10 protein-coding genes and 1 pseudogene are annotated in these 12,021 nt (G+C 52.9%); 6 read left to right on the forward strand and 5 right to left on the reverse strand.

The features are described from left to right. The first annotated feature begins 978 nt into the window (after positions 1-978). Together JUJ53_RS03260 and JUJ53_RS03265 are read left to right on the forward strand one after the other, a co-directional pair. The gene (locus tag JUJ53_RS03260) at positions 979-1,164 is read left to right on the forward strand and encodes a replication restart DNA helicase PriA (protein ID WP_204150549.1); all 186 of its coding nucleotides are present in this window, start codon (positions 979-981) and stop codon (positions 1,162-1,164) included. A gap of 298 nt (positions 1,165-1,462) precedes the next feature. Continuing rightward, entirely contained in the window at positions 1,463-2,773 is a 1,311-nt protein-coding gene (locus tag JUJ53_RS03265) for a pentapeptide repeat-containing protein (protein WP_239124740.1), read from the forward strand. 2 nt (positions 2,774-2,775) lie between these two features. Here the strand turns inward: JUJ53_RS03265 and JUJ53_RS03270 are convergent, their stop codons facing one another. Continuing rightward, the gene (locus tag JUJ53_RS03270; RefSeq protein ID WP_204150550.1) at positions 2,776-4,194 is read right to left on the reverse strand and encodes a hypothetical protein; all 1,419 of its coding nucleotides are present in this window, start codon (positions 4,192-4,194) and stop codon (positions 2,776-2,778) included. Positions 4,195-4,349: 155 nt separating this feature from the next. On the opposite strand from JUJ53_RS03270, the gene JUJ53_RS03275 reads away from it, so the two are divergent. Further along, positions 4,350-5,237: an alpha/beta fold hydrolase gene (locus JUJ53_RS03275; protein ID WP_204150551.1), complete on the forward strand. Its 888-nt coding sequence runs from the start codon at positions 4,350-4,352 to the stop codon at positions 5,235-5,237. Positions 5,238-5,383: 146 nt separating this feature from the next. Here JUJ53_RS03275 and JUJ53_RS03280 read toward each other — a convergent pair whose 3' ends face one another. Next, entirely contained in the window at positions 5,384-5,959 is a 576-nt protein-coding gene (locus JUJ53_RS03280; RefSeq protein WP_204150552.1) for a thioredoxin family protein, read from the reverse strand. Between JUJ53_RS03280 and JUJ53_RS03285 the strand changes: the two genes are divergently transcribed. Both JUJ53_RS03285 and JUJ53_RS03290 read left to right on the forward strand, forming a co-directional pair. Further along, the gene (locus tag JUJ53_RS03285) at positions 5,937-6,125 is read left to right on the forward strand and encodes a hypothetical protein (RefSeq protein ID WP_204150553.1); all 189 of its coding nucleotides are present in this window, start codon (positions 5,937-5,939) and stop codon (positions 6,123-6,125) included. The genes JUJ53_RS03280 and JUJ53_RS03285 overlap by 23 nt on opposite strands. Positions 6,126-6,220: 95 nt before the next feature. Continuing rightward, the gene (locus tag JUJ53_RS03290; RefSeq protein WP_204150554.1) at positions 6,221-7,201 is read left to right on the forward strand and encodes a J domain-containing protein; all 981 of its coding nucleotides are present in this window, start codon (positions 6,221-6,223) and stop codon (positions 7,199-7,201) included. Positions 7,202-7,427: 226 nt separating this feature from the next. On the opposite strand, the gene JUJ53_RS03295 is transcribed toward JUJ53_RS03290, so the two are convergent. The 3 genes from JUJ53_RS03295 to cofG form a co-directional block, all read right to left on the reverse strand. Next, positions 7,428-8,717, reverse strand: a complete 1,290-nt coding sequence (locus JUJ53_RS03295; protein ID WP_204150555.1) for a glucose-1-phosphate adenylyltransferase — start codon at positions 8,715-8,717, stop codon at positions 7,428-7,430. A 138-nt stretch (positions 8,718-8,855) separates the two neighbouring features. Then, a complete protein-coding gene (locus JUJ53_RS03300; RefSeq protein ID WP_204150556.1) occupies positions 8,856-10,397 on the reverse strand; it encodes a cryptochrome/photolyase family protein in 1,542 nt (513 codons plus the stop codon). Positions 10,398-10,419: 22 nt separating this feature from the next. Then, a complete protein-coding gene (gene cofG, locus JUJ53_RS03305) occupies positions 10,420-11,391 on the reverse strand; it encodes a 7,8-didemethyl-8-hydroxy-5-deazariboflavin synthase subunit CofG (RefSeq protein ID WP_204150557.1) in 972 nt (323 codons plus the stop codon). Between the two features lie 290 nt (positions 11,392-11,681). On the opposite strand from cofG, the pseudogene JUJ53_RS03310 reads away from it, so the two are divergent. Then, positions 11,682-12,021, forward strand: a pseudogene (locus JUJ53_RS03310) (photosystem II q(b) protein); the annotation flags it as partial.

Genomic DNA, 12,021 nt, shown 5'->3' on the forward strand with positions numbered 1-12,021 from the left:
CGCTCTTGGTCTTCAGGTGTCATAGCGAGTGATCCCTAGGGCTACCCTTCTATTCTCCCCCTTGGCACTGTTTTTGCAAAAGTGGGATGCTCCCGATCGCCTCCCTCTGATAAAACCTGGGTACGTTTTGGTTTTGTAGGGCGATCGCTCTGCTGGTAGGGACGAAACCATGACAGATGAAACTCGACATTGGATTCTATATTGGATTCTATAATTGTTTCCCAGCATACCGTTGTGGATCTTTTTTTTGAAAAAAATCTGGACTACCTGATCTTTTTTATAACCCTACAGAGTTCTGGAGAATCAAGCTAGTGATGAACAGCACTTGGAAGACTTTCCTGGTTTAGACGAAGGATGACAGAGGCTCATTCCCGTCCACAGGGCTGGAAGTCCATATTTTCTTAATGTTTTGGTGTATACGGTTTTACTTGATCCCCAGCTATTATTTATATAGATAGCCCTTTTTCCTTCATCAGGCTTTGTGCTTCTTGATATAGAAATCCATGATTTCTGTCTGATCCCCAATTTAAGTTGTTAGGTTTTCAATTGTTAGCCTTTATACAATTATTTGATCATTTAGTGAGGGTTAATAAAACCTAAATTTAGATCTTTAGACAGATGTTTTGCCGTTGCTTCGATGTCATGATAAATTGTGTCGGTTATCTGCAATCTCGTATTGCAGGAGGCATAATGTTGAACATGAAATCAATGTAAGGGTTGCATCTTTAGGATCACTGCCTTTTTGTCTGGACAACCTATGAGAAATACGGTCTTGATAGGTTGCCTAGCAGTAACAGGGTCTTAAATTTTCACATTGCTCAATTTAATACCCATTTTTCTCGGTATAGCAGCTTAGGACTAGAAGACAACACACCTTGCCATGGAGGCGTTCATTTGATGTGAACTTTAAGAGTGTGAACCTAGTGCCCTGCCTACAGTTTCAGTTGTTCATCACACAAGTTTTGAGGAATCTTTAAAATGCAAGCCATTCAAATCATCCGTTGTCCAAACTGTGGCAGTCTGGCAGAACGCTTCCATGTTTTAGGTAGCCAAACGTTGCAAGTGCAAACCCAATGCGCATCCTGCGATTATCTGATGATTACCTGCTCACAAACGGGCAATGTTGTTGAGGCCTATGCGCCAGGGCTGCCCATGCGTTCTTGAGTCCGTAGCCGCTAGCTTTTAGATGAAGAGCAGCGCTGTTGATCGACTCAGGTTGAGGCATCATACAAGCTAGGTGCATGGGACGATCGCAGTCCATAACTTGTGGTGCAAGGTGCTTTAAAGTTGTGCGATGGAGGTTGACTACAGTGCGCATCTCGTAAGGCTTTGATACGCTACGCCGCTGCTCATGCATCCTGCACCGCCTATCCATGAGACTTTCTACTTAGCACTATGGTTCGATGCCAGCTAGGATTGAGCTAGCGATCGCTTCCATGTCCTGCTTTTTATCCAAGACTCCATGACGGCTGACTCTGACTCTCCCTTGCCCAATGATGCTGCTAACGTAAACCCCTCTGAACCTGGTGATGGATCAGAGGGGTCAATGCTGTTAACGGATACTCCCCAAGAGGATCCGCCGCATTCCCCTACCGCTCATATAGACACACTCTCCACACCATTAGTTGAGCCTAGGGTAGAAGCGGCAGAGCCTTTGCTGACCAGCGACCTGTTGCCATCCCGCCCAGTCCTCTTTGCCATTACCCTAAGTATGGCTGTCCTCAGCCTGCTGATTAACAGCGCTATTTTAGGGCTGGCCAGCGCAGGTATTCTGTTAATCCTATCCATAACGGTGATCGGGCCAACGCTGTATGACGTGGTGGCTAACGTTTTATCGGCCCAGCAGCGATCGCTCTTGTTGGCAACGGCCAGCCTCATCCTCGCCCTAGGGATGCTGCTGCGGTTTTCAGCATGGGGGCTGGGTGTCTCTCGCTGGGCGGCCACGCAGGTGAACTGGGAAGCGGTGGGTGCCTTGGGAGATGCCTTTGGGGCGTTAGGGCAAATTTTAATTGCGGTGCTGGCGGTCTATATTGCTTGGCGGCAATATGTGATTTCTAAAGATTTGACGATTCAGCAAAATACCATTACCCAGCAGCAGACGATTGATTCCTACTTTCAGGGCATTTCTGATCTTGTGCTGGATGAAGAGGGGCTGCTGGAAGATTGGCCTCAGGAACGGGCGATCGCTGAAGGACGCACTGCCGCCATCCTGAGCAGTGTTGACGCTGGCGGCAAGGCCAAAATTGTTCGTTTTCTGTCCCAATCACGATTATTGACACCGCTGAGGCGCGATCGCCGCCTAGGACGCGCCATTCTCGATGGAGCTGGCGGTTATCAAGAGGATCGAGGTGACGGTGTACGGGTGATTGATCTAGGCGTTATGCTGGCTGGAGCCAATCTATCTGGCACGGATCTCCGATGGACTGACTTGAGCGAAGTCAACCTCATTCGCGCCAATCTCAGTCACTGTGATCTTGTCAAGACTAACGTTGCCCGTACGATTCTCTGCGATGCCAACCTCACGGGCTCAGATCTCATGGGTGCCCGTCTCTACTATGGCTCTGCAGCAACAGCCACCCCCCGCACCCGCAGCGATCGCCCCAACTATCAAACCGGAGCCTTCACCGGAGCCGTGATCGAAAATGCTAACTTCAGCCAAGTCGCTCGCCTATCCGACGAACAACGCTACTACTGCTGTGCTTGGGGCGGTAGCAAAACCCGTGCAACCATACCGGGTGGATGTAACGGTATCCCCAACCTGCTGGGGCGTTAAAGCTACACCAGCTCATACAAGGTATCTTGAGCCTCTGCTTGCAAGGCTTCTAGATCCTCCTCCGAGAGGCGCTTCACATAATTCACCTTCACCTCTTCCAAGAAGATGCTCAGCAGTGATTCAATTTCTTTCACCGTGGCTTCCTGGGTAATGGCTTCTTGGCGGCTAGCTTTCCCAAGGCTTTCCAGCACTTTTTGGGTCAGGGCTGCTCCTTTCTCATCTTCCAGCATTCCCTTAAGAACGCCATAAAATTGGCTGGAGAACTGACTAACAAGAGTATTGATTAGCTGATCAGAACTGCGTTCAAAGTTGGGCACATTAAGCAGACCTTGGTAAACCGGTGTTCCCTGCAAAGCAGAGTTTACACTATGGCACAAGAGCGCATCTAGATCGGGCTTCACCTGAGGCAAGACATGATCCAGCATCAAGGCGGAAATCCGCTGGGAGATCACCTCTATTTCATTGATACCGTTGAGGTTGATATAGCTTTGGGTGCTGCTACCCGATCGCAGCAGGAACTGACGAACATCTCCACCCTGAATCAAATTCTTGACCTGATCGATGGCGCGAATAATCACCACTTCCGTTAGCTCAATCGCGAAGTGGGTCACCAAGGCGCGGCGAATGCGGTTGCTCACAAAGGCAAGATGAACGAGCTTGGCTTGCCCCAAACGCACGGTCACTGGGATAACCCGCAACCACCGCCAAAACGGTATAAAAAACAGCAAATCATACCAGCGCCAAATGATGGCATCTAACCAGTTGGTGCCGTTATAGCGACGGCTGAGGTAAATGGTGCGCAGCAAAAATTCTAGCCCCAGCACGCCAATAAACCAGCGATCGATCAACCAAAAATTATCCGTAGGTCGTCCATCTTCACCAATCCCTCGAAAGTAATTGGTGGCAATTAACGGCGCAATATCCTCGCGGAAAAAGCGCATGGAGTCTGCCCACCCAGCTTCACTGAGGTAGGTGACCGTCCAAAATTCGTTAAACGCCTGCTTGGCTGAATCGTTGTCGGTGCGATCGCGCATCCGGTTTTTGATGCGTTCTAAGGTGCCCGATTTATTGGCGATCGCAAAGGGATTTTCGTCGATCATCTCATCACTGAGGATGCGCAGCTCCTCCAGCAGATCCCCAGATCGGTCGGATGAAAGCCCTTGATTGGCGACCTGGGCCTCTAGCTCTGCCACGATTTCTAGGTAGGCGGCGGTGGCCCGGTGAGGTTCCATCCCCTTAAACTGCTCACCATAGGTAGCCGTAAATTCTGGAAAATTGCGCAGGTAGAAATCCCGAAAGGGAACATAGCTGAGATCAAAGACCAGAAGCCCCAAGTTGACTAAGGCAAGCATCGCCATGCCTCGCTCAAACCAGAAATTTTTATGTAAGCTACGCTTGCGAGCCGGTCGAGATAAAGCCATGGCAATGTAAATGGGACAATACAGCGAGGGTTCCGTAAAACTAACCCCCTGCTCAGTGTAAAAGATTCCTCTCCCTCCTGAGACCTCCCTTCCGACAGAAACCTGGGTTACGATGATGAAAGTAATGTAACAAATCGTAATCTTTCGCCAAACCTATGCAATCTATCCTGACTCCGGTTTCTGGGCATGTCTGGCAGTGGCGTGATCAGTCTATTTACTACGTGAAAGCTGGGCAACGGCAGGGACAGCGCCCGCCGCTGTTGCTCGTCCATGGGTTTGGAGCCTCCACCGACCACTGGCGGAAGAACGTGGCGGAACTGCAGCAAGATTTTGAGGTTTGGGCCATTGATCTACTGGGATTTGGGCGATCGGCAAAACCGGAGATGCAGTACAGCGGCGATCTCTGGCGCGATCAGCTCTACGACTTCATCACCGAGGTGATTCAAGCCCCGGCGGTGGTGGCGGGCAATTCCTTGGGCGGCTATGCCTGTCTCTGCGTAGCGGCCCAGCGATCCGATGCTGTGCAAGGCCTGGTCTTGCTCAACAGCGCCGGGACGTTTACCAGCAGCACGCCGACGTCAGCCAAGCCCACCCTGGGCAGGGCCATTCGGCAAACAATTCAATCGGTCTTACTACAACCAGTGCCCAGCTACCTGCTGTTTCAATACAGCCGACGGCGATCGACGATTCGTAAAACCTTGGAGAAAGTCTATTTAGACAAAACAGCCGTCACCGATCAACTGGTGGAAGACATCTATCGTCCCTCCTGCGATCGCGGTGCAGCTCAGGTGTTTGCCTCAATCTTTAAGTCGCCCCAGGGCGAAAAGGTGGATGTGTTGCTCCAGCAGCTAGCCTGTCCGTTGCTGATGCTGTGGGGCGAGGGCGATCCTTGGATGAATACCCGAGAGCGCAGCGCTAAGTTTAAGCAATACTACCCCCATCTGACAGAGCACTATCTCCAGGCGGGCCACTGTCCCCATGATGAGGTGCCGGAGCAGGTGAATGCGCTGCTGAAGGACTGGGTGTTGGCGCTGGCAGTGTGATTTATAGGGCGATCGCTTCCTCTGTTCCTACCAAAGTTCCTACCATAATGCAGGCTGGTGGTTCAGGAGCGATCGCTTTCCTATCGTTCGTTACCGTTCCGCGATCTGTTTGACTCAGTCCATGGCCTCAGGCTCGGGAACGGATCTTAGGACTGCGGAGCAGTACCCGGCTTCCATTTAATATTGCAGCCGATGCTAGGACGTTGGTCGGCATCCACGGGCTGGCCAGCCAACACCGCCTCGATCGCAGCCCGCAGGCTATGACCGTCCACCGGCTGATCATTCCCCGGTCGGCTGTCATCAAGCTGCCCTCGATAGACTAAGGCGCGATCGCCATCGAAGAGAAAAAAGTCAGGGGTGCAGGCGGCGGTGTAGGCCTTGGCAGTTGCTTGGGTTTCATCAAAACAGAGAGGAAACGCAAAGCCCACCTCACTCACCATGGCTTTGAGGCTCTCCGGCGCATCATCGGGATAGTTCACCGCGTCATTAGCGCTGATCGCCACAATCCCCAGCCCCTTGGGCAGGTAGTCATGACCGATCGCGGCTAGCTGCTGCTGCACATGCTTCACAAAGGGGCAATGGCGACAGATGAACATGACTAATAAGCCGCTCTTGCCCGCAAACGTAGACAGCGAGACTGTTTCACCCGTGACCACATCGGGGAGTTGAAAATCTGGGGCGAGGGTGCCTAGATCTAACATGGTGGAAGCTGTTCGAGCCATCATCCTCTCCTTAGGTTTATCACAGGGGCGATCGCTCTTCCATGAACCTCGCCCCACTGTGTATTTTAACGGGATTTTAGCGGGACTTTGGGCCCAAACCCATCCTCCATCTGGCTGCCCATCAGATGCTCCAGTGTGGAAATTGCGATCGCTTCCTCAGCAATAACCGAACTGTTACCAATCTTTTGCCTGTTACCCTAGAATCAGCATCAGAATTGCAAATCCTGTGTACCGTGCATATCCAGTAAGGAGAACGTATCAATGGCTGCGACTGATTTCAGAGACTACTACGCCATCTTGGGAGTCAGCAAATCGGCGAGTCATGATGACGTGAAACAAGCGTTTCGCAAACTGGCTCGCAAATTTCACCCTGATCTCAACCCAGGTGATCAGGTAGCTGAGGCGCGGTTCAAGGAAATCAACGAAGCCTACGAGATTCTGTCCGATCCGGATAAGCGCAAGAAGTATGACCAATTTGGTCAATATTGGAAGCAGGCCGATCAGGCTTGGCCAGGCGGCGGCAATCCAGTTGACTTTGGTGGTTTTGATTTCAGCCAGTACGGCAGCTTTGACGAATTTATCAACGAACTCCTGGGTCGGTTTGGCAGCGCAGCCCCCCGAGGCGGGCAACGCACCTACAGCCGTCCACCCGGAGGCCCAGGTTTTGGCGACTTTTCCGGATTTACTGATCCTTCATCGGTCAGTGGCGGTGATGTAGATGTTGCTCTCAGCCTCAGCTTGTCGGAGGCCTTTCACGGTGTCCAGAAACGTTTGAGAATAGGATCGGACGAAATCCGAGTCAAGATTCCAGCCGGTGTCACCACGGGTAAGCGCATCCGGGTAAGGGGCAAGGGGTCGCCCAATCCCTACACTCAGCAAGCTGGAGACTTATATCTCAATGTGGAACTCCAGCCCCACGCCTTCTTCCAGTTTGAGGGCGAGAATCTTGTCTGTGAAGTACCGATCGCCCCGGATGAAGCAGCGTTAGGCGCGGCGGTGGATGTACCGACGCCGGATGGGATGGTCACCGTGAATATTCCCCCAGGCATTCGCTCGGGGCAGACCCTGCGACTGCGAGGCAAGGGCTGGCTGAAGCCTAAGGGTGGCCGCACCGATCAATTAGTACGGGTGGCGATCGCTGTTCCCAAAACTCTCACGGACGTGGAGCGAGAATGCTACGAAAAATTGCGTGACCACCGAGGCAGCCATCCACGCCAAGGTCTCACGCAAGTAAGTCTATAATCAAGTCCCCTATCACGGAATATTGAGGGAAGCTAGGTGTAGTTTTTTCAAAGCCCCTCCGCTCTGGGAGAGGGGTTTGGGGTGAGGGGCTTCGAGGTTTTTCAGTCTACCAGGGATGGTGCAGAACAACTCTATGAGTGGAGTGTCGCGCCACCCTGGGTTTTCCCCTAGTCATAGGAACTAGAGGGAAACCTGTTGCTGAACGGTGGGATATCGCGAGCTGTGCTTAGATGATCGTACCGTCGGAAATCACAGCATTTTTCAAAATCACCACAATGCCGCTACGGATGTAGAAGCCCTGCCCTTCCCGTTCTGCTTCCTGAACACGGTCTTTGTTGATGATCTGTACATCCTGACCAATGCGAGCATTTTTGTCCACAATGGCTCGGCGAATGGTGGTGTTCGGGCCGATGCCAATGGGAATGCCAGAATCATCGCGATCGCCCTTGCGTTCAACCTGGGATTGATAATAGTCAGCGCCCAGCAATAGGGAATCTTGAATATTACAGCCCGTTTCCACCCGCGAGCGAATACCCAAAACAGAGTGATGGATTTGGCATTCTTTTAGAATACAGCCGTCTCCAATCATCGATTCCGTGATTTGGCAGTTTTGCAGCTTGGTGGGCGGCAGATAGCGAGCCCGGGTGTAAATAGGCGCTGTTTTGTCATAAAAGCTGAAGGAAGGATTGGGTTGGGCCGTGAGGGCAAGGTTGGCATCATAAAATGCCTCAATGGTTCCAATATCTTCCCAATAGCCCTTAAACAGGTAGGCTTGAACGTTGTAATCCTTCGCTGATGCAGGAATAATTTCCTTACCAAAGTCCGTTTGATCTAACGAGTTTTGCAGCAGATCAAACAACACCTGACGCTTGAAGACATAGATACCCATGGAGGCAATGTAGGGCATCTCCTGAGCTTCGCTAGCCGTCAACCCTAGGGTGGTGGTATCGACACGCATCGCTTTCAGCTCGTCGCCCTTGGGCTTTTCTGAGAAATCAATCACTCGCCCGGAGTCGTTGATTTTCATCAACCCAAAACTAGAGGCCCGCTTCTCATCAATGGGCACAACCGATAGGGTGATATCCGCGTTGGTTTCGCGGTGGCGCTCGATGAACAAGCGGTAGTCCATGCGATAGAGATGATCCCCGGAGAGAATCAAAAACTCGTCAATGTCCCATTGATCCAGCAACCAGAGATATTTTCTGACCGCATCCGCCGTTCCTTGAAACCAGCTTGGGTTATCCGGTGTTTGCTGAGCGGCCAACACTTCCACAAATCCATCACTAAACCCGGAAAAGCTGTAGGCCCGAGAAATGTGTCGATTGAGGGACGCGGAATTGAACTGGGTTAGAACGTAAATTTTAAGAATTTCGGAGTTAACGCAGTTGCTAACCGGAATATCAATCAGGCGATACTTACCAGCTAGAGGTACGGCTGGCTTTGCACGCTGCTTAGTGAGTGGATATAGACGGGTGCCGGCACCCCCTCCCAGGATGATTGCGAGTACTCGTTTCACAAGAACCTCTTAACTGCCTCTTAAATTGTGCCATCTTCTCTCCCCCTAAGTGTCTGACTGTAGGACACGATTGGCAAGAGGGGATCACGAATATTTGAGGACTTTCCCTCCGGAAAGGGGCGATCGCTCCCGGATTAACTAGGGTTGATCGATGGCTCTCGGCGCAAGTTTTGGGGTTTGATCATGCCAGGATTGGGCTTTCTGGCGCAGGGTTTGGCGTTCTGCATCTGTCATCTTGTCGAGGTGTTTGAGGATAAAACTCATCCGTCCTTGGGACTGAAGCTTTTCTCGGTGGCGATCAAGAAAGTCCCAGTAGAACATATTGAATGGACAGGCATGGTCTCCATAGCGATCGCGGTGATCATAGCGACAGCTTTTGCAATAGTCGCTCATTTTGTTGATGTAGTTGGCTGAGGCGGCGTAGGGCTTGGTGGCCAGCATTCCCCCATCGGCAAACAGCCCCATCCCCAGCACGTTGGTTTGCATCACCCAGTCGTAGGCATCGATGAAAGCCGCGTGGAACCATTGCTCCACCGCTTGGGGCTCAAGCCCGGCAATCAGAGCAAAGTTGCCCAAGATCATGAGCCGCTGAATATGGTGGGCATAGCCGGTGCGCTCGACCTGATCCAGGGTTTGGTGCAGGCAGTTCATGTCCGTCTTCTGAGCATCCCAAAAGAAGGCCGGCAGGGATTCATGATGCCCAAACCAGTTGCTCTGGGGGTAAGTATCGTCCACATGGTACTGATAAATGCAGTGCATATATTCCCGCCAGCCCAGCACTTGGCGGATAAACCCCTCGACGCTGTTGAGCGGTAGCTGTCGATCCCAGTAGGCCGCCTCCGCTGCCCGGATCACCTCTAAGGGATGGAGTAAGCCGAGGTTGAGGTAGGGCGACAGCAGAGCGTGCCAGAGCGTGTCCTGCCCCGTGACCATGGCATCTTGATAGGGGCCAAAGGTGGGGAGACGATGGTCGATAAAGTAGTCCAGCACCTGTAGAGCTTGGGAGCGGGTGACTGCCCACCCAAAGGGAGCGATCGCTCCATACTGGCTCCCATTGTCCTGCTCCACGGTCGCCATGACGGCGCGGGTGATGGCATCGGGCTCAAACCAGAGGGGCGGCGGTGGATTCAGACCAGTCTTAGGCGGTTTGCGGTTGTCTTGATCCAGGCTCCAGCGTCCTCCCACAGGCTTTTTGCCCTCCATCAGCACCTGAAAGCGACGGCGACCGGTGCTGTAGAAGTTGCCCATGACGAGCTGGGTTGCGCCCTTAGACCAAGCGTGAAATGTTTCCGCATCCCACAGAAAATGATTGTTGGGCACTAGGGTTAGTTCGCAGGGCAACGTTAGGGCCGGCAACCAGCGCTGCAGGGGGCGATCGCTGGGCACCATCACCCGCAGTTCCGTGATCCCCTGCTGGGTCACCCAGTCCCGCAGCGCTGGTTCAAAGGACTCTGCGATCGCGTAGGTTACGGGCCAGCCCGCCGGACGTAGTTCCTCAGCAAAATGTCGCATCGCCGACCAGACCAGCACCAGCTTCTGCCGGTGGTAGGGCAGCGATCGCCCCTGCTGCCGGGATTCGATCAAGAGAACGGGCGTCGCGGCCCGTTGATCTGCACAACTGGCCAGGGCCGCCTGCTCCTGCCAGAGTTGATCTCCCAAAACCCAAATGCCGATCGTCATGGCTGCTCTTTGCTTCGTTCCATCATGATCCCAGACGCTGTCGCCAGGCCCTGACTCTATTGTGCAGATCTGGAGCCAGCCAGTCATCATGGTGGAGATAAATAGGTAGGCGGGGGCGCAGATCCCAGCCGGCCTGTTCGAGATGATCAGCCAGGGTGCGATCGCAGGGATGGGGATAGTCGGGGTTGACTTCATCGGTGGGGCCAATGCCGCCAACGTCCCGCGCACCGGCCTCCAGACAGGCAAGCAGAGTGGGGACAGAAACTAGGTTGGGCGGAATTTGCAGGGTTATGTCTGGCAGCAGTTGACGAGCGATCGCCACTACATCGGGCAGGCGATTGGCATCAAAGGCGTCCCCATCCCATGTCTGGGAAGTCCCAGGACGATGGGGCTGCAGGATCACTTCCTGGATATGACCATAGCGTTGGTGAACCTCAGCGATCGCCCTCAGGGTGTCCTGCCAGTCCATCGGGGACTCGCCAATGCCCAAGAGCAGCCCCGTGGTGAAGGGAATGTGTAATTCCCCAGCCCATTCCAACTGCTGTAAGCGCCGCTGCGGATCTTTACTGGGGGCATGGCGATGAACTGTCTGTAAAAGCTTGGGGGTCATCTGCTCCAACATCAGCCCCATGGATACATTCACCTGGCTGAGGCGCTGCATTTCATCGCGACGCAGCGGCCCAACATTGGTGTGGGGAAGAAATCCTAGGTTGAGCGCTAGGTGACATAGCTGATAGATGTGGTTGAACCAGAGCGATCGCCGAGGATGATCGGGATGCACCTCGCCACTCAGCACTAGGATCTCAATCACGCCTTGGGACTGCAGCGATCGCAGTCGAGTTTCAGCTTCAGATAGCGATAGCCATTCATCTTGCCCGGGATCCACCCGAAAGTTGCAGTAGCTGCAGCGGTTAAAGCACTCGTAGGTGGGCACCAAAGTATAGGCAGGGCTGTAGGTGATCACCGAGGAGGCTTGAGGTCTTTCTGGGGACATGGGGTTCGGAAGCGATCGCATCTTCAGCCGTCTTTATAGATTAAGCAGCCGTTACATTCGTGGCTCATTCAGACCTCTATGATAACCACAGACACAATCTCAGGTAGGGAAATCTCTCTCCATAGCCCGCCCAGCACTGGACTGGGACAAGGTGGGGGCGATCGCTTCTAGCCGTGATTCCCGATAAATTCCCCCAAAAACTTTACAAAAGTCAACATATCCCTTAACATAGAGACATGGTCGGTTATCCGACTACATACGTAACTTCGCTGAAGTAAGCACTAATAAATATGACCACAACTCTACAGCAGCGCGAAAGCGCCAACCTGTGGGAGCAGTTTTGTAACTGGGTCACCAGCACCGAAAATCGCCTCTACGTAGGCTGGTTCGGCGTCTTGATGATCCCCACCCTGCTCACCGCCACCATCTGTTTCATCATTGCCTTCGTGGCAGCCCCTCCCGTTGACATCGACGGTATCCGCGAGCCTGTTGCAGGTTCCTTGATCTACGGCAACAACATCATCTCCGGTGCCGTTGTGCCTTCGTCCAACGCCATTGGCTTGCACTTCTACCCCATCTGGGAAGCAGCTTCCTTAGATGAGTGGTTGTACAACGGTGGTCCTTACCAGT

This window comes from Leptolyngbya sp. CCY15150, from assembly GCF_016888135.1.
Taxonomy (GTDB): domain Bacteria; phylum Cyanobacteriota; class Cyanobacteriia; order RECH01; family RECH01; genus RECH01.

Excerpts from the sequence above, each read along its gene's own strand:
- JUJ53_RS03260 (WP_204150549.1), top strand. The coding sequence starts at position 979 with ATGCAAGCCATTCAAATCATCCGTTGTCCAAACTGTGGCAGTCTGGCA.
- JUJ53_RS03265 (WP_239124740.1), top strand. The coding sequence starts at position 1,463 with ATGACGGCTGACTCTGACTCTCCCTTGCCCAATGATGCTGCTAACGTA.
- JUJ53_RS03270 (WP_204150550.1), bottom strand. The coding sequence starts at position 4,194 with ATGGCTTTATCTCGACCGGCTCGCAAGCGTAGCTTACATAAAAATTTC.
- JUJ53_RS03275 (WP_204150551.1), top strand. The coding sequence starts at position 4,350 with ATGCAATCTATCCTGACTCCGGTTTCTGGGCATGTCTGGCAGTGGCGT.
- JUJ53_RS03285 (WP_204150553.1), top strand. The coding sequence starts at position 5,937 with ATGGTGGAAGCTGTTCGAGCCATCATCCTCTCCTTAGGTTTATCACAG.
- JUJ53_RS03280 (WP_204150552.1), bottom strand. The coding sequence starts at position 5,959 with ATGGCTCGAACAGCTTCCACCATGTTAGATCTAGGCACCCTCGCCCCA.
- JUJ53_RS03290 (WP_204150554.1), top strand. The coding sequence starts at position 6,221 with ATGGCTGCGACTGATTTCAGAGACTACTACGCCATCTTGGGAGTCAGC.
- JUJ53_RS03300 (WP_204150556.1), bottom strand. The coding sequence starts at position 10,397 with ATGACGATCGGCATTTGGGTTTTGGGAGATCAACTCTGGCAGGAGCAG.
- cofG (WP_204150557.1), bottom strand. The coding sequence starts at position 11,391 with ATGTCCCCAGAAAGACCTCAAGCCTCCTCGGTGATCACCTACAGCCCT.